The sequence below is a fragment of the Anaerosalibacter massiliensis genome, assembly GCF_024623155.1.
Lineage (GTDB): Bacteria > Bacillota > Clostridia > Tissierellales > Sporanaerobacteraceae > Anaerosalibacter > Anaerosalibacter massiliensis.
The window spans coordinates 107,595-130,472 of sequence record NZ_JANJZL010000001.1; the positions used below are offsets into that span (position 1 = coordinate 107,595).

Annotated in this window: 26 protein-coding genes; all 26 read left to right on the plus strand. The window is 27.9% G+C overall.

Going from position 1 to position 22,878, the window contains the following annotated elements:
- The first annotated feature begins 13 nt into the window (after positions 1-13).
- The 26 genes from NSA23_RS00665 to NSA23_RS00790 all read left to right on the plus strand — a co-directional run bounded on the left by NSA23_RS00665 (position 14) and on the right by NSA23_RS00790 (position 22,859).
- Positions 14-430, plus strand: coding sequence for a hypothetical protein (locus tag NSA23_RS00665; RefSeq protein ID WP_257490039.1), 417 nt, complete (start codon positions 14-16; stop codon positions 428-430).
- Between the two features lie 50 nt (positions 431-480).
- Positions 481-1,362: a DUF5309 domain-containing protein gene (locus NSA23_RS00670; protein WP_257490040.1), complete on the plus strand. Its 882-nt coding sequence runs from the start codon at positions 481-483 to the stop codon at positions 1,360-1,362.
- 122 nt (positions 1,363-1,484) lie between these two features.
- The gene (locus tag NSA23_RS00675; RefSeq protein WP_257490042.1) at positions 1,485-1,655 is read left to right on the plus strand and encodes a helix-turn-helix domain-containing protein; all 171 of its coding nucleotides are present in this window, start codon (positions 1,485-1,487) and stop codon (positions 1,653-1,655) included.
- An 88-nt stretch (positions 1,656-1,743) separates the two neighbouring features.
- Positions 1,744-2,562, plus strand: coding sequence for a hypothetical protein (locus NSA23_RS00680; RefSeq protein ID WP_257490043.1), 819 nt, complete (start codon positions 1,744-1,746; stop codon positions 2,560-2,562).
- Positions 2,563-2,848: 286 nt separating this feature from the next.
- Positions 2,849-3,031 carry a hypothetical protein gene (locus tag NSA23_RS00685; RefSeq protein ID WP_042681977.1) on the plus strand — a complete coding sequence of 61 codons (183 nt, stop codon included), beginning with the start codon at positions 2,849-2,851 and terminating at the stop codon, positions 3,029-3,031.
- Between the two features lie 46 nt (positions 3,032-3,077).
- Positions 3,078-3,671 carry a hypothetical protein gene (locus NSA23_RS00690; protein WP_257490044.1) on the plus strand — a complete coding sequence of 198 codons (594 nt, stop codon included), beginning with the start codon at positions 3,078-3,080 and terminating at the stop codon, positions 3,669-3,671.
- A gap of 624 nt (positions 3,672-4,295) precedes the next feature.
- Complete coding sequence (locus NSA23_RS00695; protein ID WP_257490045.1) at positions 4,296-4,535, plus strand: hypothetical protein; 240 nt, start codon at positions 4,296-4,298, stop codon at positions 4,533-4,535.
- Positions 4,535-4,972, plus strand: a complete 438-nt coding sequence (locus NSA23_RS00700; RefSeq protein ID WP_257490046.1) for a hypothetical protein — start codon at positions 4,535-4,537, stop codon at positions 4,970-4,972. Before NSA23_RS00695 ends, NSA23_RS00700 begins: the two co-directional genes overlap by 1 nt.
- A gap of 99 nt (positions 4,973-5,071) precedes the next feature.
- Positions 5,072-6,655, plus strand: a complete 1,584-nt coding sequence (locus NSA23_RS00705; protein WP_257490047.1) for a terminase large subunit — start codon at positions 5,072-5,074, stop codon at positions 6,653-6,655.
- A gap of 18 nt (positions 6,656-6,673) precedes the next feature.
- Positions 6,674-6,997 (plus strand): hypothetical protein, encoded by a 324-nt coding sequence (locus NSA23_RS00710; protein ID WP_257490048.1) that lies wholly within the window; start codon positions 6,674-6,676, stop codon positions 6,995-6,997.
- 66 nt (positions 6,998-7,063) lie between these two features.
- Entirely contained in the window at positions 7,064-8,365 is a 1,302-nt protein-coding gene (locus NSA23_RS00715; RefSeq protein ID WP_257490049.1) for a phage portal protein, read from the plus strand.
- Positions 8,366-9,347: 982 nt separating this feature from the next.
- Complete coding sequence (locus tag NSA23_RS00720) at positions 9,348-9,632, plus strand: hypothetical protein (protein ID WP_257490050.1); 285 nt, start codon at positions 9,348-9,350, stop codon at positions 9,630-9,632.
- Between the two features lie 172 nt (positions 9,633-9,804).
- Entirely contained in the window at positions 9,805-10,116 is a 312-nt protein-coding gene (locus NSA23_RS00725) for a hypothetical protein (RefSeq protein ID WP_257490051.1), read from the plus strand.
- Positions 10,117-10,376: 260 nt separating this feature from the next.
- Positions 10,377-10,721 carry a hypothetical protein gene (locus tag NSA23_RS00730; RefSeq protein WP_257490052.1) on the plus strand — a complete coding sequence of 115 codons (345 nt, stop codon included), beginning with the start codon at positions 10,377-10,379 and terminating at the stop codon, positions 10,719-10,721.
- A gap of 280 nt (positions 10,722-11,001) precedes the next feature.
- Entirely contained in the window at positions 11,002-11,961 is a 960-nt protein-coding gene (locus tag NSA23_RS00735; protein WP_257490053.1) for a hypothetical protein, read from the plus strand.
- Between the two features lie 622 nt (positions 11,962-12,583).
- Positions 12,584-13,705 carry a putative cytokinetic ring protein SteA gene (gene steA, locus NSA23_RS00740; RefSeq protein WP_042681959.1) on the plus strand — a complete coding sequence of 374 codons (1,122 nt, stop codon included), beginning with the start codon at positions 12,584-12,586 and terminating at the stop codon, positions 13,703-13,705.
- Positions 13,706-13,716: 11 nt separating this feature from the next.
- Positions 13,717-14,604, plus strand: a complete 888-nt coding sequence (locus NSA23_RS00745) for a copper transporter (protein WP_050069814.1) — start codon at positions 13,717-13,719, stop codon at positions 14,602-14,604.
- A gap of 10 nt (positions 14,605-14,614) precedes the next feature.
- A complete protein-coding gene (locus NSA23_RS00750; protein ID WP_081915235.1) occupies positions 14,615-15,292 on the plus strand; it encodes a glycosyltransferase family 2 protein in 678 nt (225 codons plus the stop codon).
- A 4-nt stretch (positions 15,293-15,296) separates the two neighbouring features.
- Positions 15,297-16,118 carry an MraY family glycosyltransferase gene (locus NSA23_RS00755; RefSeq protein WP_042681957.1) on the plus strand — a complete coding sequence of 274 codons (822 nt, stop codon included), beginning with the start codon at positions 15,297-15,299 and terminating at the stop codon, positions 16,116-16,118.
- A 46-nt stretch (positions 16,119-16,164) separates the two neighbouring features.
- Positions 16,165-17,220, plus strand: a complete 1,056-nt coding sequence (locus NSA23_RS00760; protein ID WP_257490101.1) for a DUF3866 family protein — start codon at positions 16,165-16,167, stop codon at positions 17,218-17,220.
- 1 nt (position 17,221) lies between these two features.
- Positions 17,222-17,761: an NUDIX hydrolase gene (locus tag NSA23_RS00765; RefSeq protein WP_042681953.1), complete on the plus strand. Its 540-nt coding sequence runs from the start codon at positions 17,222-17,224 to the stop codon at positions 17,759-17,761.
- Positions 17,762-17,844: 83 nt separating this feature from the next.
- Positions 17,845-18,480 carry a stage II sporulation protein M gene (gene spoIIM / locus NSA23_RS00770; RefSeq protein WP_042681952.1) on the plus strand — a complete coding sequence of 212 codons (636 nt, stop codon included), beginning with the start codon at positions 17,845-17,847 and terminating at the stop codon, positions 18,478-18,480.
- Positions 18,481-18,512: 32 nt separating this feature from the next.
- A complete protein-coding gene (gene xerD, locus NSA23_RS00775) occupies positions 18,513-19,403 on the plus strand; it encodes a site-specific tyrosine recombinase XerD (protein WP_042681950.1) in 891 nt (296 codons plus the stop codon).
- A gap of 11 nt (positions 19,404-19,414) precedes the next feature.
- Positions 19,415-20,233, plus strand: a complete 819-nt coding sequence (locus NSA23_RS00780) for a purine-nucleoside phosphorylase (protein ID WP_042681948.1) — start codon at positions 19,415-19,417, stop codon at positions 20,231-20,233.
- A gap of 21 nt (positions 20,234-20,254) precedes the next feature.
- On the plus strand, positions 20,255-21,586 hold the full coding sequence (locus NSA23_RS00785) for a pyrimidine-nucleoside phosphorylase (RefSeq protein WP_306419582.1): 1,332 nt from the start codon (positions 20,255-20,257) through the stop codon (positions 21,584-21,586).
- 103 nt (positions 21,587-21,689) lie between these two features.
- The gene (locus NSA23_RS00790) at positions 21,690-22,859 is read left to right on the plus strand and encodes a D-alanyl-D-alanine carboxypeptidase family protein (protein ID WP_042681946.1); all 1,170 of its coding nucleotides are present in this window, start codon (positions 21,690-21,692) and stop codon (positions 22,857-22,859) included.
- The last annotated feature ends 19 nt before the right edge of the window (positions 22,860-22,878 follow it).

Sequence of the window (22,878 nt, forward strand, 5' to 3'; positions counted from 1 at the left end):
GGAGATGATAAGTATGGAATTTGAATTTGAGGAAAAGGAAACATATACACTTGAAGAGGTAAAAGAGCTTGTCAATCAATTTCAAGGACAAGTAGAAGAAACTATTACAACAAAAGATACTACAATTCAAGAACTAAATGAGAAGGTTGAAGGTGTAGAAGAATTAGACAAGCGAAATAAGGAATTGAGTCAAAAGAATTTAGCATTAAAAAATGGTATTGATGAAGAAATAATTGAATTTGTAGTCGATGAAGATTTAGAAAAAATGCAAGAAAAAATTGATAAGTTTAAAGAGCTAACAAAAGAAAAAGAAATTGATGAAAGTTTCAAACCAGAAAAGAAAAGGAATGACGATCAATATACTAAAGCAGAAAAAGAAGGTAATGTACAAAGCATGATTGGAAGTAAATTAGAAAGATTATTTGGTTAAAATAAAAACCAAATATGCGGATAAATCAAAATTAGAAAGGATGATTGATTATGATTAAGACAGATAATTTTACACAAAATGAAAATATTGATTTAACAAAGGAGATTAGTTTAGTACACCCAATTGACACACCACTTTCAACATTGCTTTTAGGAAGTGGACAATATGATAAAGCAACAAGTAAAATTGTAACATGGAGAGAAAAAGAATTAAGTATTGATGAAGATATGACAGTTGCAGAAGGTGCAGAAACAACTAAATTTCAATCTAGCACAAGAAAAGAAAAGAACAATGTTTGCCAAATATTCAAACGTTCCGTTGCAGTATCAGGTTCAGCTATGGCATCAGATGTTATTGGAATTAAAGATATGCTAGGTGAAGAGTTAAATGACCGTCTTATTGAAATGAAAATTGGCATGGAAAAGGCATTTTTAAATTCTGTAAAAGACGATGGCTCAGCGACAGGAATAAGAAAAATGCAAGGACTACAAAACTTTGTTACAACAGATAACAAAGTAAATAGAGTATTTAGTGAGGATGCTTTTAAAGCAACAGTTAGAAAATTATGGGAAAATGGACTAGGAACAGGTGAATATGTTGCATTAGTAAATGCAGATATGAAAGAAAAAATTGATGCACTTTACAAGGATACTTATTTCTATCAAGCACAAAATGATAAATTTGGTATAGTTGCTAATACAATTCAAACAAACTTTGGAAATGTACATTTAATATTAGATAGACACATGGATGCAGATAAGATATTAATATTTGACCCTGCATTTGTAAGAATAGCATTTTTAAGAACACCACAATTTGAAATGTTGGCAAAAACTGGTGATAGTGTTAAAGCACAAGTAATTGCAGAACCAACTTTGAAAGTTCTAAATGAAAAAGCAGTTGCACTATTTACAGAAAAGGCAAGTGCATAATAACAGCATAGAATCAATTTAGAGAGCTTTTAAAAAGGTAGAAGGGTTATTCCCCTCCTACCTTTTTTATTTAGCTTTAAAGTCAAACTTTATACAAATAAGGGATAAGGGAGGTTAGAAAGGTGAACAGGTGGAATTGGAAAATTAAAAGAATGTCAAAGAACATAACATTAAGGGAATTGTCAAAAGAATTAAATTGTTCAATAGGTTTAATTTCAAAATGGGAAAATAATGAAAGAAATATGTCTGATGATAAAGTAGAAAAATATAAAAATTACATAGAAGAAAAATAAATAAAAAAGGAAGGTGAGAAGATGCAATTATATTCTTTCCTCTTTTTAATAATAAAAATGAAAGAAACATAGACAAGCATCGGATAATATGGATTTACTTTTTATTAGAAAAAAAGGATTTAAAAAATGGTACAAGGATTTAGACAATACATATTACATTATGGGTAGTGATGATGTAGATAGTTTAGGTAGTACATATGTTTTAAATAAGCTATTTGGCATAGAAACTAAACTTTTTAACAGTTTTAGCACATTATATTTAAGGGAAGATACAGAATTAAAAGATTTAGAAGTTAGTAAAATGGTCGGTGTGGATATGGATTTAGCAAAAAATAAATGTTTTGGGAATCATGTAACATACATACAAAATCCTGATTGTATTAGCTTAAATAAAAATATACAGTTTGGTTGTAAAGAATATTTTGATAAATTTGCTGGTTCAACACTAGTTACTATAATGAGTTTGTATGATGTAAAGCTAGATAATTTTGCAGAGGAACAACTTGAAATATTAATTTCTATTGACACAGCTTTCAAACAATATTTCTTTGACAAATTCATGTTTAAATATTATTATAAAGATATATTAAAATATCCTGAATTTGTTGATGTAGTTTCAAAACATAGTAAAAATTACTTTTATGATATAATAAAAAAGTATAATCTACATAAAAAAATATATGTAGATGAGGAAGGATATATGGAAACAGAAATAAAACTTAATGAATTAGGAGAAATATTTGGTATTGATTTATCTTTACCAAAACAAAAATACAAAGCAATATATCACCTACAGGATGTAGGAATGGATATACATGATTTTGTATATATAGCAAAGCACAGAAAAGTTTTTTCTAGTGCAGTAACAAACAAGAATTTTGTTAAAGCAAGTATAAAGTATCAATAAAAATAAACGGTGTGTACAAGAATAAAAGGTGGAGAGGGGTTTATAAAATTAATAATATAATTTTAGATAATAAAAATAAAAGGGTGTTGATAAAGAAACAAAACAATAAAAAAATGACAAAGCAAGAAAAGAAAAGATATTACAGAACAAAGCAAGTTATAAATAGAGCTGAAAAGAAAATTGATTTTAATAAAAAACATGAAGATGAAATTGATAGATTATTTTTTTAATAAGGTTGACTAGAAAAAGTTGACCTTATTTTTTTATTGTTTTGGAGGTGTATGTTATGAAAAAGTGTATAACAGTTTTTGAACCTGCAATTGCAAGAAAATTATTAAAAGAAGGATATACAATTGTAGATATTAAACCTGACAAGTTTAACAAAATAAAAACGTTATTTGTTTTTAAGAATGAAAGAAATTTAATAGATAGAATATATGAAATTAGTGATGAAAATAAAAGTCACTAATTTTTTTATCTTAAAAAGTAAAATAAAAAAGTGGAGGTAATGCAATATGGCTATAGAAATGTGTTTAGAGGACTTAGAAATTAATAGGGGTACTAATACCCTATACAATAAAGAAACAGGCGAAATAATAGAAGATAAAGAGGTTATAATTAATTTACTTGAAAAAGTAAGTAAAGATAAACAAGTTGACAATGCAAAAGTAAAAGAAATAAGAAGAATGTTTGATTTAGAAGAGAAAAAAGAAAAATATTGGTTAAATTGGAAAGAAGATAGTCACTTTATTAAAATATATAGAACAGAATTAAGAGAATATATGCAAACTATTAAACTGAGTCCAGATGAAGGACTCTTTTTATTTTGCATACAAACATATGTAGAGTTCCAAACAAATAGAATAGCAAAGCCAGATGGGACAAGTTTTAGCAACAAAGAATTACAAGAGCTTACAAAGCTAGGTAGAGATAAGATAAAAGGTTTATTAAAAACACTAGAAGATAAGCTTTTTATTAAGAGGGTAGGACAAAGACAAGCAAGGGAAATATATTTTAATCCTTATTTGATATGTAGTGGAAATGAAGTATCAAAAGCAACAGTTAACCTATTTAAGGATGCGGGATATAGACCAATTACACCATATTAGATTTTACATGGACTACCCGTCTAGACCATGTAATTGTCTACATGGACTACCCGTCTAGTCCATGTTGAAATCCTAGTTTGTGTGTATTTCAAGCCATTATCGACTGTTTTTGGGGCGAAGTTGCTTCTTTGTTCTTACCTATACATATAAATGGTAGATACATAAATAATAATAAAATTAAAATATTCTTAAACAAAAAATAAATATAGTTATTATTGAATTGTAAATTAATAAAATAGAAAATAAAACATGGATTGGATTAAAATTGTGTAGCGATAGCGGAACAATTTTAAGACAAGCCAGCGGGTCGTAGGGTGCAACCCTACATCTATGTAAGTTTCTTTTATTTAAGTTTTTATTTCTATAATTATTATTCTACAACTTATATATACCCTCTCTATACGAAGCGACCCCTGTAACCCGCTAAACAAGCCATTTGTTTTTGATTCTACAACTTTTAATTTGATTTTGGTTGTAAATAGTCAATTAATAACTCCCTCATTCGTTTATAAGGAAATAAAAAAAGGTGTAGATTTTGGATTATATACAAGCATAGCAATATATGCTTGTTATTTATTTATTGGATGTATTTATAAAATGTTTATAAAATAGGAGGTTATGGAGATGGAAAATTTAACAAATATAAAAGATTATAAGAAGGAAAATGAGGATTTTTATAATAGCATGAATCAAAAGCTAGATTATTTGTTACAACAACAAAAAGATATTTTGACAGAGCAAGAAAAACAAAGAATAAGAACAATGACAATAGAGGAAGTTCAAACAGAAATGTTGCGTGTAATGCATGAAATGAAATTTAATTTAGATAAGATAAACAGTTTACTTGGAAGAGGTGAAGAGTAATGGCGGATACTACCATATGGGAAGAAATAAGTAAAATAGATAATATTAGAAGAAGAACGTATTTCCAATGGAAAAATAATATTCAAGGAATAAAAAAAGATTATAGCCAAATGACGGAAGATGATTATATTGAATATTGTAGTCGTGGATGGGCAGGTGGAAAAATAAGCAATAGAGAGCAATTCCTTAACTACATGAAAAGGTGGGAAAGTAGTCCAGAATATAAGCGACTACTTTTTTTATTGAAGGAAGATGAATTTGCAACTGATATGTTAGAAGTATACGAAGAAGTAAAAAAGAAAGCTATAGAAGATACAGATTCACAAGCAATAAAAAATATGATTATGTTGCAAAAGGAAATAAAGAAATATAGAAAATCAATTGATAAATATATGCAAACGGAAGAAAAAGAAGAGGATGATGGATTAATATTATAATTCCTCTATAGAAGGCGTTTAGAGGGGTTTTATTTAGTGGGTAGTGTAATAGCATTACCCTATTTTAGTTTTTTGTTATGAAGGGAGGATATAAGCAAAATGGGAAAGAAAATGAGTACAAAGGAAAAATTAAAGATAATAAACAATGATCCGAGATTGTGGTTATTGAATTTTGTAAAGATATTAGATAATAAAAATGAAATGATACCTTTTAAGCTGAATGAAGAACAAGAGCATTTTGTTAGCGATATGGGAAGATATAATATAATTTTGAAATCAAGACAACTAGGATTTAGTACCTTATCTTTGGGTTTAATGTTGTGGAGTGCATATCAAATTCCAAACAGTAATTATTTGATGGTTTGTCATGAGGAAAAGGCACTACAAAACTTATTTCATAGATTAAAGCTAATGCAAAGGTCAATTCCAGATGTAGTTAGATTAAAGGAAAAAAGGTCAAATAGGAATGAGTTGCTACTTGAAAATGGTTCAAGAATTGCAGTACAAGTTTTTTCTAGTGATGTTGGAAGGTCACATACATTACAAATGATACACATTTCAGAGCTGGCAATGGTTATAAAAGATGATGTTAAAAAGCAAGGATTATTAGCACTTGAACAAGCATTGGCTAAAAATAATACAAGTAAATTAATAATAGAAAGTACAGCAAAGGGGTATGATTTTTACCATGCAATATGGCAAAATGCAGAGAAAGGAAGAAGTAAATATAAACCATTCTTTTATCCATGGACAAGTAAAACTCATGCAATGCAATTTAAGACGGAAATTGAAGAGGCGGTAAGGTGGTATGAGTCAACAAATCATGGTAGACCATTAAGTTCAGACCCTTTGGAGCTTACACCATATGAACGTAAATTACTTGAAGATACAAAAGTTACATTAAGACAATTAATGTGGCGAAGATATAAAATGCAAGACATGAAAGATTTATTTGTACAAGAATATCCCGCTTATCCTAGTGAATGTTTTGTTAGTACAAATAAAGGTGTATTTGATACCAATATTATAAATGAAAGAATGTATTACATACCAAAACCATTAAAGAGTATAGAGGGATTGCCTTTAAGTTTACAAAAGTATGTTTGTGATGGGTTGAATATATATGAAACACCTAAACAAAAAGAATGGTACTTTATGGGTGTGGATGTTGCCTTAGGTAATGGACAAGGTGATGACTCAACGATATGTATTTTAGATTCAAATGGTGAACAAGTTGCTACATTTAATAGGAATGACATACCTACATATAAATTTGTTGATATAGTTGCAGAGCTAGGGTATTTTTACAACTATGCTTGTATAATGTGTGAACGTAATACATATGGAATTGATATATTACAAAGGTTATGGAAAGAAAAGCAATATATTAATCTAAATAAGACAAAGAAAAAGGATAAGATAACAGGGCGTAGAAAGTGGGAGCATGGTTGGTATCAAGATAGTGTAAGTAAAACAATTCTTGTAAATGATTTAAAAGAAGTATTTGAAACAGGGGTAATAACTATAAATGACAAAGAAACACTTGAACAAATGTTGATTTATAGAGAAAGTAGAGGAAAGTTTTCAAATATAGAGGGAGAAAATAATCATGACGACCTTGTTGATGCGTTGGGTTTAGCAGTACAGTCGCTTAAACTAGGTAGATACATGGTTCAAGTTTAATATAGGGGGTATAATTTTATGGCAAAAGTAAGCAAAAATATTGATTTAGATACAACTGTAGTGTCTATAAAGCTACTAATAAAAGGTAATAGACAAATGCAAACAATAAATTGTACATATACAGAAGTTATGGACTTTTTGGACTTTCAGCAAAGGAATGAAGCAGTTATAAAAAATAAACATGATAAGGAAATGTTTGAAAATAAATATTTTATATTTGATGATGTTATAAAAAAGAAACATATACAGGTATCTCTTAATGATATTAAGTTAATGGAGATACCTTATTTATTTGATGATGGTAAGGATTATGATTTAAAGATATTAAGTTATAAGGGTTAAATGGACATTAAGAACGTTTAGAAATTCCTAAAAGGAAATTCAATAAAAATAGAAAGGCGTGATAATATGAATAAACTTGAACAATATATTTTAAGTAAATATGATGGTGATATGTTTTGGTTTGAAGAAGAAGTTAAAGATAATTGGCATATGAATAGAGTTAGAAATATACTTGACAATAAAGAATATTTGGCGGGTAAACATAAGATTAAACAAAGAGTTGATGAAGTGTATAATGGTAAAGTATTTAGGACAAGGAAGATAGCTTTAAATTATGCTAAAACACTACTAACATTTGAAACAGCGTTTTTATTAAAGAATCCAGTAACTTTAATTAGCAATGACCTTGATGCACTTGAACAATATAAAAAGGTGTATCGAGAAGGGAAATATAATCAGCTAGATTATAGGATATTAAGTAATATGGTAAAGTATGGGGAAACATATGAATATGTATATATAGATGAGAATAGAAGGATAAAAAGTATTGTATTTGATGGAGAGGATTCTTATCCGATTTATGATAATAAAGGTGATATGATAAGTTTTATCCATTATTATATCTTTGATGGGATTAGTTATTATACTATATATACAGATACAACTGTAGAAGAATATAATGATGTCGGCGGGGATTTACACAAGACGGGGGAATATAATAATTTAAGTGGTTTACCTATAGTATATAGAATACCATCAGAAGAAGATGAACTTAAAGGTAATGCAAGTTTAAATGAATATATAGATATATTAGATTCGATGGAGGATTTACTAAGTAAGTATATGGACAGTTTTTATAAGTATCTTAATCCTATACCAACTTTTAAAGGGACTAAACTAAATACTAAAGAAGGTGGAGTTGATGAAAATGCAGTTGGCTATGCTTTACAATTAGCGGAAGATGCGAACTTTGAATTTGTAAATAGTAAAATGGATTATCAAAGTTTTAAAATATTGTGGCAAAACCTTAAACAAAGTTTAATGGATATATCTATGACACCAGCAGTAAGTATGAACTCACAAGAAATAAGTAATGTATCAGAAACAAGTATCAGGATGATGTATAGTTTAGCAGAAATTAAAGGGGCAATGAATAGCTTATATCTTAAACAAGGATTTGAGAAAAGATGGGGGATAATGAAGAAGTTATTAAACATATTAGGATATAATATAAATGAAGATGCTTATATAGATTGTAATTTTAACATGAACATACCACAAAATGCGGGTGAGATAATAGAGAACTTATCTAAAGCAACAGAAAGTGGTATAATGAGTACTGAAAGGGCGGTAGAATGTAATCCATTTACGATAGATGTTAATGCAGAACTAGAGAAACTAACTAGCAAAGATGATATAGAGCAGTAGTTTGTTGTGTGGGTCAGCGGGGCGTAGGGTGTGTCCCGTTGTTCCGTTGGCTTTGTATTGGCGTTGTGTGGTGTTGGGGTGTTGTGGGTGTGGTATTGGTATGGGTGGTTGTTGTAAGAGCTTATAAGACAACTGTATAAAGAGGTTGTAGTTGAGGTGTATTGATTAGTGTTAGAGTTAGAGTTGGTGTTGGTGTGATGTTTGTTGTAGTTGATTAGTTGATTAGTTGATTAGTTGATGTAGTATATAGATGTGATGTATAGATATAAGACATATGAACGTATGAACAATCATTCATATGTTATTGTATTGGTGTGGTGTTGTAGGTTTGGAAGGTAGGGGGTTGAAGGGGAATGTGTTAATGGTGGGAAGTGTATTAATGAGGTAATACACCTAATTATTTCCATATTATTTCCCGGGAAATGCCAACTATTCGGCACTTACAAGAATACTACATTATAACATATTATGGTATATTATGGAAATTACATATTGTACCATATATACTATACACCAGAAGGGTATCAATAATATAACAATAAATGGTAGTTAAAAGGGAAATATAACCAGAGAAATAATGAAGGATAAAAGGTAATTAATGGATAATATAACCTTATAAAAGGTAATAAATGGGATAACATTGACACGTACATAACAATGTACTTTAATGAGGTAAAGAGAGTACATGAAAGCATATAAAATATACAATAAATGGTAAAATAATTATACATAACATATATTATATAGAATTAAGGTATAAGTAAGGGTATCATTAGTCATCAAACCGAGGTTTTGTGACATTAAAACTATTATGAATATTCAGACAATTCAAAAGGATATAATATAAAATATAGGGTACAGGGGTATAAAGCCGATACCCCCTTTTTGTAAAAATGTGTTGAGAGTTAATCAATTTACACACCCAAAAAAATATTGGATTTTATGGTATAATATAATAAAATTATAAAAGGGGATGAGGGTGATGAGTTTTACTGAATTTGTATTAGATATAATTCGTTTAGTAGACAAAGGTTATAAAGAATCTAAAGAAGATGTTAAACAAGCAATTGAAAAAGAAAATATAGTACAATATATAGTTAACAAATATAGTGATGAGATTGAAGTTATAGAATCACCTATATTAGAAAAAAGAATTAAAGAAATTAATCAAAAATATTGGGGAGCACTGGGATATATAAAAGATGACAATATAAATGATGGATTGTTGTATTTAATTGATACAAGTGTAAAAATTTTAGGAGAGTAGGTTTATTTACACACCCAAAAAATACCATAATTTCTAAACATGAAATATAATAACTTATGTGAGCTAACCAATGATTGTATCTCAACTTATATATTCCTATTCTAAAAAGAAGGGAAACAACAGTTAAATATAGAATAATAAATATGGAATAGGAAAATAGGGGAGGGGTTTTATGAATAAGCATAATATGAGCTTGTTTAATGATTTTAAAGAATATCTAAATAATAATAGCTATGAAGTTGAAGAAATAAATGAAACTTCAATTAGAGGAATTAAAGGGGATTTAAAACTTCATTTGTTTAAAGAAACGTTGTTTGATGAATATGTATTTAATATTAATAATAACGGATATAAGATATATAATACATTATTTGTAGAGGATAAAAAAGGATATAAATTAAATCATAAAAATGATAACAGAAGGTTTAATAATATATATGATATTATCAACTATACCAAAGATAATATAAATATTGAAATTTAGTAAGTTATATCACAACTTACCGTTACATAAGGATTAGGATTAAATTTCTAGTCCTTTTTTATATATTACACTAATTATTGCATATACAATTGTGTATGCAATAGATATACAATAGGTTAGGTAGTCCATTGGATACCTGATATGGCTAATTACACATACTTTAAACTTGTCCTAATTTCATGTTACAAATAGGTAAGTTGTTGGCAATGTTATTTTTTATTATATATTAAGAAGAAAGAAAAAGAGAAAGGATGATTAATATGACAAATTTGGAAAGATTATCAATGGAAATTGAAGGTTTTAATATTTCAGATGAGAAACTACAAGTGTATTTAATGGAAAATAATTTAGCTGATACAGATGAATATATTGCAACATCTAATACAAATAAAAAAGCTATATATCAAACAGCATTATCTGTTTTAGAAAGTATTGCAAACAATCCTCAAACAATGAAAAATTACAAAACGAATGATATAAGCATAACACATTTCCACACAAATATTATGCAAAGGATTGACGACCTGAGAAGGAAAATTTCAGCTATGAAAAATGATGATTTAGTTAGCGAAAATGATGCTAGTTTTGTGTGGATGTTTAAATAGTAATAAACAAGCAAAAATAGGGGTAGTGGTATATGGTTAAAAATAACTACCCCTTACAAACGTGTCAACCATGCCATTTGTAGAGGGTAACATCTCAACATCAATAAAACCCTTGTAAACGGCTTGAAATAGCCATTTGCTAGGGGTACAAATAATATTATTCACCACAGAACACCACAGAATCAATTTAAAAATTCAAGACATATAATTGGTCTATGGATAAATTATAACCTCTTAAAACGCCTCTCTACAGAGAACACTAAAAAAAGGATGTGATTTAATGGATATTTTTAATATAAGTTTGAATGATGATATAGATTTTATAATTCAAGAAATAGGGGAAGATGTAAAGATAAATAATAAGCTAACAAAAGCAATAATACAAAATACAAAGCAAGAAAGAATTTTTGACGATAAAAGAATAATAACAAATAGTAAAATTGCACGAGGTGATTATGTAGAATATAATGACCTCTTTTTTATTGTGTTGCCAGAAGTAAATTGTAAGAAATATAATTCATATTACAAGTCAATAATAAGAAGATGTAATTTTGATATTAAATTTATTATTAATAATAAGCTATATTTATTTTATGCATTTGTAGAAGGTGATAAGTTTACAATTGAACAACAAGATGTATTTAGTTTAAGTGCCGACAATATAACTGTAACTTTACCTTATACGGAAATTACAAGGCAAATAAAGAAAAAAGATTGTTTTATAAAGTGGGGGCAAAAATGGGAAGTTCAAGGAATAGATTATGCAAAAGATGGACTTGTGATATTGCATGGTAAGCAAACATTAATAAATAATAGTAATGATGATATAGAGAATGAAATTGCAAATAGATATAAGGATGAAATAGATATATTAGAGGGCAATATAGAACCAATTTTACCATTTGATGTTGTCGATGAAGAACCTGAGATACCAGAAGAACCAGAACCAACTGAACCAGAAGATAACTATTCAATAACCATAGATGGCTATGACAAAATGATGGTGGGTTTTGAATCTACCTATACTGCAACAGTATTTAACAATGATGAAGAAGTGGACAAAGATGTCAAGTTTGAAATAGATGATACTTCATTGGCAACTATAGCATCACAAGATGGTAAGAGTTGTAAAATAAAAACTAATAATAATTATAAATTTGGTAGTTTTAACTTGAAAGCAACATTAGTAGAAGATGAAACTGTTTTTGTTGAAAGAGAAATTAAAGTTGTTGGGTTGTAAATCTTAATTGACTTTGTCATAATTGATATGTGGTATAAATAATATACTTGACTCTTATTTATAAAAGCTATATTATATATATAATAGGTAGGTACTAGAAAATCTATAAATATTTATTATAAAAACCTATGAATATTAGATAAATATAACTAAATAAAAGAGTTAAATGTGTATATTGCTATATTCCATTTTTACCACTTTATACAAATAGTGAATTCATAGCAATGGTTGCAGATAAATTAAGACTAGAACAAGAAATGATGAAAAGTGAAGCTTAGACAGGATAGAGCGATCTTATAGTTATATTTAATATCTGTAAACTATAAATTATGTCTATAAACAGTGACCTTTTGTTTAATTAAAATTAGACAATGGGTCACTATTATTATATCTAATATTATCATAAATAATTTTATCATAATTGATAATAAAATAAAAAAATATAACTAAAGTATTAAAAAAATAAAAGTTTATGAGTCTTTAGTAAGAAGTAAATTAAAAAAATTTTATAAAATTCAATATTATGCTATAATAAATTGAAGAGTCATGGATATATTACCAAGTGCTATAGTAAGTATTGCTTAAGCCACTATTATATGTATAATAGATATGGAGGATTATTATGTATATTAAAGGAAAAGTAAAAAAGGACAAACAAACTAAAAATATGACAAAACGACTGAAACCAGGAGATATAGCTATGATTTGTCATAAAGACTTAGACGAAATAGCAGCTGCATCTTTAGTTGAAAAAAGGATTAAATGTGTAATCAATACGGATGAAACTATTAGTGGAAGATATCCTAATAGAGGTCCTTCGATATTGTTAGAAGCAGGAATACCTATATTTGAATCAATAGGTACTGAAGTATTTGATTTAGTAAGAGAAGGTGAAACAATTGAAATAAAAGACAATAAATTATTTTTAGATGGAAATCCTATTGGAGTTTGTCAATTATTAGACGATGGAAAAATTGAAAAACTGCTAAGTATAGGGTATGAAAATCTAGAAAAAGAACTAGATTTATTTATTGAAAATACATTAGAATATGCAAAGAGAGAGAAAGGACTTGTAACAGGCAAAGTTCCAATACCAGATATTAAAACAAAAATAAATGGAAGACATGCATTAATAGTTGTAAGAGGAAGAGATTATAAAAGAGATTTGCAAGCTATCCAGGCATATATAAATGAGGTTCACCCAATATTAATAGGTGTTGATGGAGGTGGGGATGCATTATTAGAGTCTGGTTATACTCCTGATATAGTTGTAGGAGATATGGATAGTGTTAGTGATAGATGCTTGAAGGAAAGTAAGGAAATAGTAGTTCATGCATACACTAATGGAAAAGCTCCGGGACTCGAGAGAGTAAAAGAACTTGGTTTAGAAGCTGTTGTTTTTCCATCGCCTGGTACAAGTGAAGATATTGCATTGCTTCTTGCCTACTCAAATAATGCAGATTTAATTGTGGCAGTGGGAACTCACAATAATATGATTGACTTCTTAGAAAAAGGTAGAAGTGGAATGGCTAGCACTTTTTTAGTTAGATTGAAGGTTGGCTCCAAATTAGTTGATGCAAAGGGGGTAAACAAATTATACAGAAGTCATTTTAAATTAAAATATATTATTGGACTAGGCCTTGCAGCTTTAATTCCTATAATAGTAATTACAATGATGTTTCCTCCTATGAAGGAACTAATGCAACTTATAAAAATTAGACTTAAGATAATGTTTGGAATGTAAGGAGTGATATTTTGATACCAAATATGAAATTCTATGTAATATCAATTGTATCAATATTTTTAGCTTTAGCTATTGGAATTTATATTGGATTTACTTTAGATGCTCAAAATTTTTTAGTAGAACAGAAAGAAGATATAGCATCAAAACTAGAGGAAAAATTTGATTATTTACGAGGAGAGAATATTAATTTAAAAAAAGATATAGAGGATTTAAAAATGCAAAACTCACAATATGAAAAGTTTAATGAAACCTTATACCCCGAAGTTATTAAGAATAGATTATCAGGTATGAAAGTAGCAATAATTGAGACAAATGATGAGTATATATATTCAGGTGTGGGAAAAGTTTTAGAAATGTCAGGAGCTGATGTTGTGAATATAACAACAATAAAAGATAAATTTCTAAATCAAGATATTTTAAATGAAATCTATTTGAAAAATGGTGTGAAAAAGGAAGAATTAGAGGATAATATAGTTGGAAAAGCTACAATTGATTTATCAACTGCTATTGCCTCAGATGAAGAAAATGAAATTATCAAATATTTTAAAGAATATGGTCTAATAAATATAATAGGGAATATAGATGAATCAGTTGATTATATAATTATAGCAGGTGGCAGTGATAGTAAAGATGTAGATAGAATAAATATACTTGATAAAAACATTATAGATACTGTAAAAAAATTGGACTTACCTATTATAGGTATTGAAAAAACTAAAGTAAAAAATTCATATATGGAGGAATATAAAGATTCTAGAATATCTACTGTAGATAATATAGATTCAATAATGGGAAAAGTAGCTTTAGTTATGTCTATGGAAGGAAGACCTGGTAATTATGGTATAAAACCTAGTGCTGAATCTTTGCTTCCAGATCCTAGTGATGCTATTTCAGAATAGGAGAGATTTTATGGTGAAAAGAAAGATAGTTGCAATAATTCCAGCTTATAATGAAGAGGATACAATAAAAGAAACAATAGAAGATTTAAAAAAAGTTAATTTAATAAATAACTTGGTTGTAGTAGATGATGGTTCTATGGATAATACTTCAACTATTGTTGAAAATATGGGTATAGATTTAATTAAGTTAAATAGAAACAGAGGAAAAGGATTTGCTATAAAAGAAGCTGTAAATAGAATAGATTATGATTATTTAGTTTTAGTTGATGGAGATTTAGGAAAGACTAGTAGTGAAATCGAGAAGCTTATTTATCCTGTTTTAAACGATGAAGCAGATTTTAGTGTAGCAAAATTTCCAAAACCTTTAAAAAAAGGTGGATTTGGCTTTGTTAAAAGGTTAGCAAAAAGAGGAGTATATATTCATACTGGAAAAAGTATAGATACTACTTTATCTGGACAAAGAGTATATAAAAAAGAAGTAGTTGAGAGTATAAACTATATTCCTGATAGATTTGGAGTGGAAATAGCAATGACAGTAGGTGCTCTAAGAGGAGGATATTCTATTAAGGAAGTAGAAGTAGATATGAGACATAGGGAAACAGGAAGAAGTTTAAAGGACTTTGTACACAGAGGGAAACAATTTTTTAATATTTTAAATACTATTATAATACTTTTTTTTAGAAGGTGAATTTATGAATATATATATAATCAATATAATTAGTTTATTAATGAGTACTATAATATCTTTTATAGGTACACCTTTTATTTTCAATATGCTAAACGATAGCAATTGTTTATGCTTAAACTATAGGAAAGAAAGAATACCATCTAGTATGGGATTATTATTTGTTATAGTTCAAACTATTACAGTTATCTTAATAGGGTTTTATTTAAAAAGGGATATCACTAAAATATTATTATATTTAGTTGGATTTATACTAATTGGGCTTATAGGTTTATTAGATGATTTAATAGGAGATGAAAAAGTTAAAGGCCTTAAAGGGCATATTAAATCTTTTTTTAAAGGTAGGTTAACAACTGGAGGACTTAAGGCAGGTATTGGATTCCTTGTAGCAGTTTTAATATCTCTATACATTTCTAAATCCATAATTGAAGTAATTTTAAATATTTTAGTAATTTCATTATTTACTAATTTAATAAATCTTTTTGATTTACGTCCAGGAAGGGCATCAAAGGTATTTATTATAATGTCTGTAATTTTAATATTAACCTCTGGAAATAATTATTTTGATTTTATACTTTTTTCTTTTTTTGGTATATTAATTAGATATTTGCCTATAGATTTGAAAGCCAAATGTATGATGGGGGATATAGGTTCTAATATATTGGGTTTTACTTTAGGAGTTTATTGTGTATTTACTCATAGTATGAATGTAAAAATAATTTATTTATTAATTTTAATTATAATTCAAATGATTGCAGAATTTATTTCTTTTTCTAAGATAATAGAAAAAAACAGTTTTTTAAGATTTTTAGATAAATTAGGTAGATAAGGAGGTCTTCAAACTGATAGGTTACAAAATAGGAATTGTAAATAATATTTTAAAAAAAGATAAAACTACAACTTGGATTGAAATAGATATAGAGGGTGATATATCAAAAGCTATAAACTATAATGATATGACTGGAAAGATTGAAATAGGGGATAAGGTTGTTCTAAATACTACAGCTGTATCATTATCTCTAGGGACAGGAGGATACCATTTTGTTATATATAATTATAGCAATACTTTCCAAAGTATACATGGAAAAGGTCATATAATGAAATTAAGATATACACCATTACAACTCAAATGCTTAGCTGTTGAGGAAGAGGATAGTCCGTATCATGATGCATTTAATAAATTTACTAGTTTAGATGGCAATATTTTCATAGTAGGGACTTTACACAGCATGTTAGCTCCTATCTCTAGTATGTTAAAATGGATCGATCCTTCTCTGAAAATAAATTATATAATGACAGATGCTGGAGCATTACCTATTCAATTTAGTAATACTGTTAAGAAGTTAAAAGAAAAAGGAATTATTAATAAGACTATAACTATAGGCAATGCTTTTGGAGGAGATATAGAAGCTATAAATATATATTCGGGAATAATAGCTTCTAAAGAGGCAATTGAAAGCGATATAACTATAATAACTATGGGACCAGGAATTGTAGGAACAGGCACTAAATATGGGTTTAGTGGAATAGAACAAGGTTATATTGTCGATGCAGTAAATAATCTTGGAGGGATACCTTTTATAGTTCCAAGAATTAGTTTTAAAGATAAAAGAGATAGACATAGAGGTATAAGTCATCATACTCTAACAGTACTAGATGAAATCTGTAATACAGGAGGAAAATTAGTTATTCCAAAATTAGACGAAGTTAAAAATAACCTAATCAATAAACAATTATCAGATAATAAAATATTAGAAAGATATGAAATAAATTATGAAAATGGAGAAGGTATAGTAGAGGCTTTAAACCATTTTGATTTAGATATAAAAACTATGGGGAGAGGTATTGAGGAAGATAGAGAGTTTTTTATGACTTTAGGTGCTGTAGGTAGAGCTGTATATAAGTATTTTTTAAAAAAGGAGGAAACTTAAAATGAATTTTGAAGAAAAAACTATGAAAACAGAAAAGATATATGAAGGTAAAATACTTAATTTGAGAATAGATACAGTGGAATTACCAGATAAAAAGTATTCAAAACGTGAAATAGTAGAACATCCTGGTGCAGTAGCTATAGTACCTATAACAAAAGAAGGGGAAATAATACTTGTAAAGCAATATAGAAAAGCAGTAGAAAAAGAACTTTTAGAAATACCTGCTGGGAAATTAGAGATTGGAGAGGAACCTAAGGAGACAGCTGAAAGAGAGTTAAAAGAAGAAACTGGTTTTTCTTCGGGAAAACTAGAATATATAACTGAGTTTTATACTTCACCAGGTTTTTCAGATGAAAAAATGTATTTATTTTTAGCTATTGAACTAATAGAAGGATTGGCTGAACCAGAAAAGGATGAGTATATAGAAATTATTAAATTAGATCTTAATTCATTAATAGATAAAGTACTAAAAGGAGAAATAGTAGATAGTAAGACTATAATAGGTGCGTTAATAGCTAAAAATTATTTAGAAAATAAATAAAATATTAAAAGTGATAATATCCTCTTTTTAAGCATAGTATTTTATATAAAGCTTGTATATAGCTGAGAAAGGAGGATATACTTTTGCAACATAAAGCAAAGGGTTGGTTATATAAACATTTTAAAGATAATTTTTTAATATATTTTATAATGTTTGCTTTTTTAATTATAGGTATAATCATAGGTGCTATATCTATAAGGGTTTTAAATAGTGAGCAAAAAGGACAAGTAATAAGCTTTTTCAATTCTTTTTTTAAATTAATTAGCAAAGATAATGTGGATAGTTTTTTGTTGTTAAAAGAGTCTGTTTTAAATAATTTTAAAACAATATTTTTAATATGGATAACAAGTTTTATTATAATTGGTATTCCAATAATACCGGTTATAATCCTATTAAGAGGATTTGCAATTGGTTTCACAGTAGGTTTTTTAGTTAATGAGTTTAAAATGAAAGGACTGTTATTTGCATTGTTCTCCATATTGCCTCAAAATTTATTTATAATACCAGGAATTATATCTATAGCTTCAATTGGAATGGTAAATTCATTAAATAGTATAAAAGGAAAAAAACTTAGATTAAATTATAACCATAAATTGACTAGCTTTATAAATTATTCTATAATAATACTTATATTTTCTATTATTATATTAATTGGTAGTATAGTAGAAGCCTATATTACTCCTATATTTATGAAACTTATAACAGACTATATATACTAACTATAGACTATAACTATAAAGGAGAAATTAATATGCATAATATTATTGAGCAGTTCCTAAATTATATTAAAAATGAAAGGGAATTATCGAGAAATACGCAGGAATCTTATATTAGAGATTTAAAACAATTTAATAATTACTTAAGTAATTATAGTTCTGTAGATTTAGTGAATGTAAATAAAACTATTATAATAACTTATTTAGTTTATTTACAAAGAGATGGAAAATCTGCTTCTACTATTTCAAGGAAACTTGCTTCTTTAAGATCTTTTTACCAATATTTATTAAATAATGGGATTATTGATATAGATCCAACACATAATCTTCAAGCACCAAAACAAGAGAGAAAAGTACCTGACATATTGACTCCAAAGGAAGTCAATATAATATTAGCTCAGCCTATACCTAATAGCTTTAAAGGTTCAAGAGACAAGGCTATTTTGGAACTTTTGTATGCAACTGGAATTAAGGTTTCAGAACTAGTACTATTAGATATAGATAATATCAATTTTGAACTTAGCAATGTTACATTGGATAAAAAAGCAAATAATACAAGAATGGTTCCAATGGGTAGGACAGCTTCTACCTATTTAAAAAAATATATTAATGAATATAGAATGGAAACATTAAAAGATACTGAGGAAAGAGCTCTTTTTATAAATTATCAAGGGAAAAGGTTGACAAGACAAGGATTTTGGAAAATTATAAGATATTATACAAGAAAAACAAATATTAATAAGAAAATAACACCTAATACTTTAAGAGATTCATTTGCAGTACATATTTTACAAAATGGAGCAGATTTAAAATCTGTTCAGAAAATATTAGGACATTCAGATATTTCTACAACACAAAAATATTTTTTTGCAATAAATGATGAAAAATTAAAGGAAGTGTATGATAAAGCACATCCAAGAGCTTAGGAGGGGTAATTTTGAATTTTTTAGAAAAAATAAATCAAAGTGGAGAGTATATACTATCTAAAGTAGATTACAAACCAAGTATTGGAATAATATTGGGTTCTGGATTAGGAGAGTTGGCAGAAAAAATAGAAAATAAAACAATAATCAAATATGATGAAATACCAAACTTCCCCATTTCAACTGTAGAAGGTCACAAGGGCAGATTAATATTAGGAGATTTAGAGAATAAAAAAGTTGTTGCTATGCAAGGTAGATTCCATTTTTATGAAGGATATCCATTGGAAGATGTTACTTTTCCAATAAGGGTCATGAAATCAATGGGAATAGAAACTATCATTGTTACTAATGCAGCAGGAGGAATAAATGAAAAATTTAGTCCCGGAGATTTAATGCTTATTACAGATCATATAAATTTTACAGGGAAAAATCCTTTAATGGGAAAAAATATTGATGAATTGGGATTAAGATTTTTAGATATGACATCTGCATATGATGAGAATTTAATAAGCATTGCTAAAAAATCATCTAAAACTTTAGGTATAAATTTAAAGGAAGGAGTTTATATGTGGTTTACTGGACCAACATACGAAACTCCAGCAGAAGTTAAATTAGCAAGAATTCTTGGTGCAGATGCAGTTGGAATGTCAACGGTGCCAGAAGTAATTATTGCTAGACATGGTGGAATGAAAGTTTTAGGGATATCTTGCATAACAAATATGGCTGCAGGTATATTAGATAAGCCATTAAATCATGAAGAAGTCGTTGAAACATCTGAAAAAGTTAAAGGAACTTTTGAAAAACTAGTAAGAGAAATAGTTAAAAATATCTAACAAAGATAAAGGTGGGGTAATATGGCTATGAGAATGTATGATATAATCAAGAAAAAAAGAGATGGAGAGGAGCTTACAAAAGAAGAAATTAATTTCTTTATTAAAGGTTATACTGATAATAAGATACCAGATTATCAAGTAGCTTCTCTTTTAATGGCTATATACTTTAATAAAATGAATAAAAGGGAAACTTTAAATTTAACAAAAGCTATGATAAATTCAGGGGAAACTGTAGATTTATCTCAAATTAGTGGCACAAAAGTAGATAAACATAGTACAGGGGGTGTAGGAGATAAAACTACTATAGCTTTAGCTCCTATGGTGGCAGCTTGTGGAGTCCCATTTGTTAAGATGTCAGGTAGAGGGTTAGGTCATACTGGAGGCACTTTGGACAAGCTTGAATCAATAAAAGATTTTAAAGTAGAATTAAGTAGGGAAGAATTTGTTCGCATTTCTAATGAAATAAATATTGCTCTTTGTAGCCAAACTGCTAATATTACCCCAGCTGATAAGAAATTATATTCATTAAGAGATGTAACAGCTACAGTAGAGAATATTTCATTGATAGCAAGTAGTATTATGAGTAAGAAATTAGCAATAGGTTCAGATGCAATAATATTAGATGTAAAAGTAGGTAGTGGAGCTTTCATGAAAAATCTAGACAACGCTATCTCATTAGCAGAAGAAATGGTAGAAATAGGAACCGGATTTGGTAGGGAAACTATAGCATTAGTTACAAATATGGACGAGCCTTTAGGATATGCTATAGGAAATGGACTGGAGATTAAAGAAGCAGTTGAAACATTACAAGGAAAAGGACCAAAAGATTTTTATGAATTATGTTTATTCTTAGGTTCTAAATTATTAGTATTGGCTAAAAAAACTTCCAATGAAAAAGAAGGAAGAGAAATGTTAGTGAATACTATTAAAACAGGCAAAGCTTATAAGAAATTGTTGGAATTAGTAAAATATCAATATGGAGATACTAGCTATATTGAAGATACAGAGCTATTGCCCAAGGCAAAGTATGTTTTAAAAGTCGAAAGTGATAAAGAAGGTTATATAAAATCTATGAATGCTGAAGAAATCGGAAAATGTGCATTAATATTAGGTGCAGGAAGAGATACTAAAGAATCAGAAATAGATTTATCAGCAGGGATTGTATTAAACAAAAAAGTGGATGATAAAGTTAAAAAGGGAGATGTATTAGCTTATATACATGGAAATAATAGAGGAAAAGTGGAAGAAGTTAAAGAAAAGTTAAAGAATATTATTGATGTAGGAAATAAAAATAAAGAAAATAAAAAATTAGTTTATGGAGAAATAACAAATAAAAAAACAAAACTTTTTTAAAAGTTTTGTTTTTTTATTTGTTCGATTTAAAATTGAATAACTTAATATTTAATAGGTTAATATAAGTATAAATATTTAATATAGCAAGATAGGAGGGAACAATATGAGTTTATTTCAAAAAAATAGAAAGTATACATGCTTTTTTTTAGCAATATTAATCTTTTTCTTATCAACAAATAAAGTTTTTGCAGAAAATAAACTTGATATAGATGCTAAATCAGCTATACTCATAGATTCTTATTCCGGAGATATTATATATGAAGAAAATTCCCACGAGAAACTTCATCCAGCTAGTATTACTAAAATAATGGTTTTATTAATAACAATGGAACTTATTGAAAAAGGAGAAATAGATCTTAATGATGAAGTAAATATCTCAGCTCATGCCCAAGGAATGGGAGGAAGCCAAATCTATTTAGAAGAAGGAGAAGTTCAAAGAGTTGAGGATCTTCTTACGGCTATTTGCTTAAGATCAGCAAATGATGCAAGTGTGGCAATAGCCGAGCATATATCAGGTAGCGAGGAAGCATTTGTAAAAAAAATGAATGAAAAAGCTAAGGAACTAGGCATGAAAAATACATCCTTTAAAAATACAACTGGACTTCCAGCAGAAAACCATTATACAACTGCTTATGATGTGAGTTTAATGTCTAGAGAATTATTAAAGTATCCTAAAATTCATGAATGGTTAACTATTTGGATGAAAGAAATGAAAGTAGGCAAAGATAAAAAAATAACTCAAGGTTTAGTTAATACTAATAGACTTATAAAAGAATATGATGGAGCTAATGGTATTAAGACAGGTTCTACTCAAGATGCAGGATTTTGTTTATCAGCTTCTGCTAAAAAAGGTAATTTACAACTTATTTCAGTAGTATTAGGTTGTGAAACATCAAAAATAAGATTTGATGAGAGTAAAAGACTTTTAGATTATGGATTTTCAAATTATGATTCTTTAACAATAGGTAGAAAAGGTGATATAGTAGATAAAATAATAGTTCAAAAGGGTAGTAAGGAAGAAGTTGATGTATCTCTAGAAAAGGATGCATATATACTATTACCTATAAATTCTACAAAAGAAGTGGAAAAGGAAATACTATTACCTAAATCTGTTGATGCTCCTGTAAAGAAAGGGGAAAAAATAGGAGACATGATTTTAAGTATTGAAGGGAAAGAAGTTGAGAAAATAAACTTAGTTTTCAACGATTCAATAGATAGTGCAGGATTTAAAGATATGTTTAAGAAAACTTTAAATAATTTTTTAACTGAATAAATATGGCTTATAGTTAGCT

What these genes read in the sequence shown, in the direction of transcription:
- xerD (WP_042681950.1), top strand. Translation starts at nt 18,513, where the DNA reads ATGCATAATATTATTGAGCAGTTCCTAAATTATATTAAAAATGAAAGG.
- NSA23_RS00755 (WP_042681957.1), top strand. Translation starts at nt 15,297, where the DNA reads ATGAATATATATATAATCAATATAATTAGTTTATTAATGAGTACTATA.
- NSA23_RS00715 (WP_257490049.1), top strand. Translation starts at nt 7,064, where the DNA reads ATGAATAAACTTGAACAATATATTTTAAGTAAATATGATGGTGATATG.
- NSA23_RS00785 (WP_306419582.1), top strand. Translation starts at nt 20,255, where the DNA reads ATGGCTATGAGAATGTATGATATAATCAAGAAAAAAAGAGATGGAGAG.
- NSA23_RS00710 (WP_257490048.1), top strand. Translation starts at nt 6,674, where the DNA reads ATGGCAAAAGTAAGCAAAAATATTGATTTAGATACAACTGTAGTGTCT.
- NSA23_RS00750 (WP_081915235.1), top strand. Translation starts at nt 14,615, where the DNA reads ATGGTGAAAAGAAAGATAGTTGCAATAATTCCAGCTTATAATGAAGAG.
- NSA23_RS00735 (WP_257490053.1), top strand. Translation starts at nt 11,002, where the DNA reads ATGGATATTTTTAATATAAGTTTGAATGATGATATAGATTTTATAATT.
- NSA23_RS00670 (WP_257490040.1), top strand. Translation starts at nt 481, where the DNA reads ATGATTAAGACAGATAATTTTACACAAAATGAAAATATTGATTTAACA.
- steA (WP_042681959.1), top strand. Translation starts at nt 12,584, where the DNA reads ATGTATATTAAAGGAAAAGTAAAAAAGGACAAACAAACTAAAAATATG.
- NSA23_RS00685 (WP_042681977.1), top strand. Translation starts at nt 2,849, where the DNA reads ATGAAAAAGTGTATAACAGTTTTTGAACCTGCAATTGCAAGAAAATTA.
- NSA23_RS00680 (WP_257490043.1), top strand. Translation starts at nt 1,744, where the DNA reads ATGGATTTACTTTTTATTAGAAAAAAAGGATTTAAAAAATGGTACAAG.
- NSA23_RS00720 (WP_257490050.1), top strand. Translation starts at nt 9,348, where the DNA reads ATGAGTTTTACTGAATTTGTATTAGATATAATTCGTTTAGTAGACAAA.
- NSA23_RS00765 (WP_042681953.1), top strand. Translation starts at nt 17,222, where the DNA reads ATGAATTTTGAAGAAAAAACTATGAAAACAGAAAAGATATATGAAGGT.
- NSA23_RS00705 (WP_257490047.1), top strand. Translation starts at nt 5,072, where the DNA reads ATGGGAAAGAAAATGAGTACAAAGGAAAAATTAAAGATAATAAACAAT.
- NSA23_RS00725 (WP_257490051.1), top strand. Translation starts at nt 9,805, where the DNA reads ATGAATAAGCATAATATGAGCTTGTTTAATGATTTTAAAGAATATCTA.
- NSA23_RS00730 (WP_257490052.1), top strand. Translation starts at nt 10,377, where the DNA reads ATGACAAATTTGGAAAGATTATCAATGGAAATTGAAGGTTTTAATATT.
- NSA23_RS00695 (WP_257490045.1), top strand. Translation starts at nt 4,296, where the DNA reads ATGGAAAATTTAACAAATATAAAAGATTATAAGAAGGAAAATGAGGAT.
- NSA23_RS00700 (WP_257490046.1), top strand. Translation starts at nt 4,535, where the DNA reads ATGGCGGATACTACCATATGGGAAGAAATAAGTAAAATAGATAATATT.
- NSA23_RS00790 (WP_042681946.1), top strand. Translation starts at nt 21,690, where the DNA reads ATGAGTTTATTTCAAAAAAATAGAAAGTATACATGCTTTTTTTTAGCA.
- NSA23_RS00665 (WP_257490039.1), top strand. Translation starts at nt 14, where the DNA reads ATGGAATTTGAATTTGAGGAAAAGGAAACATATACACTTGAAGAGGTA.
- NSA23_RS00690 (WP_257490044.1), top strand. Translation starts at nt 3,078, where the DNA reads ATGGCTATAGAAATGTGTTTAGAGGACTTAGAAATTAATAGGGGTACT.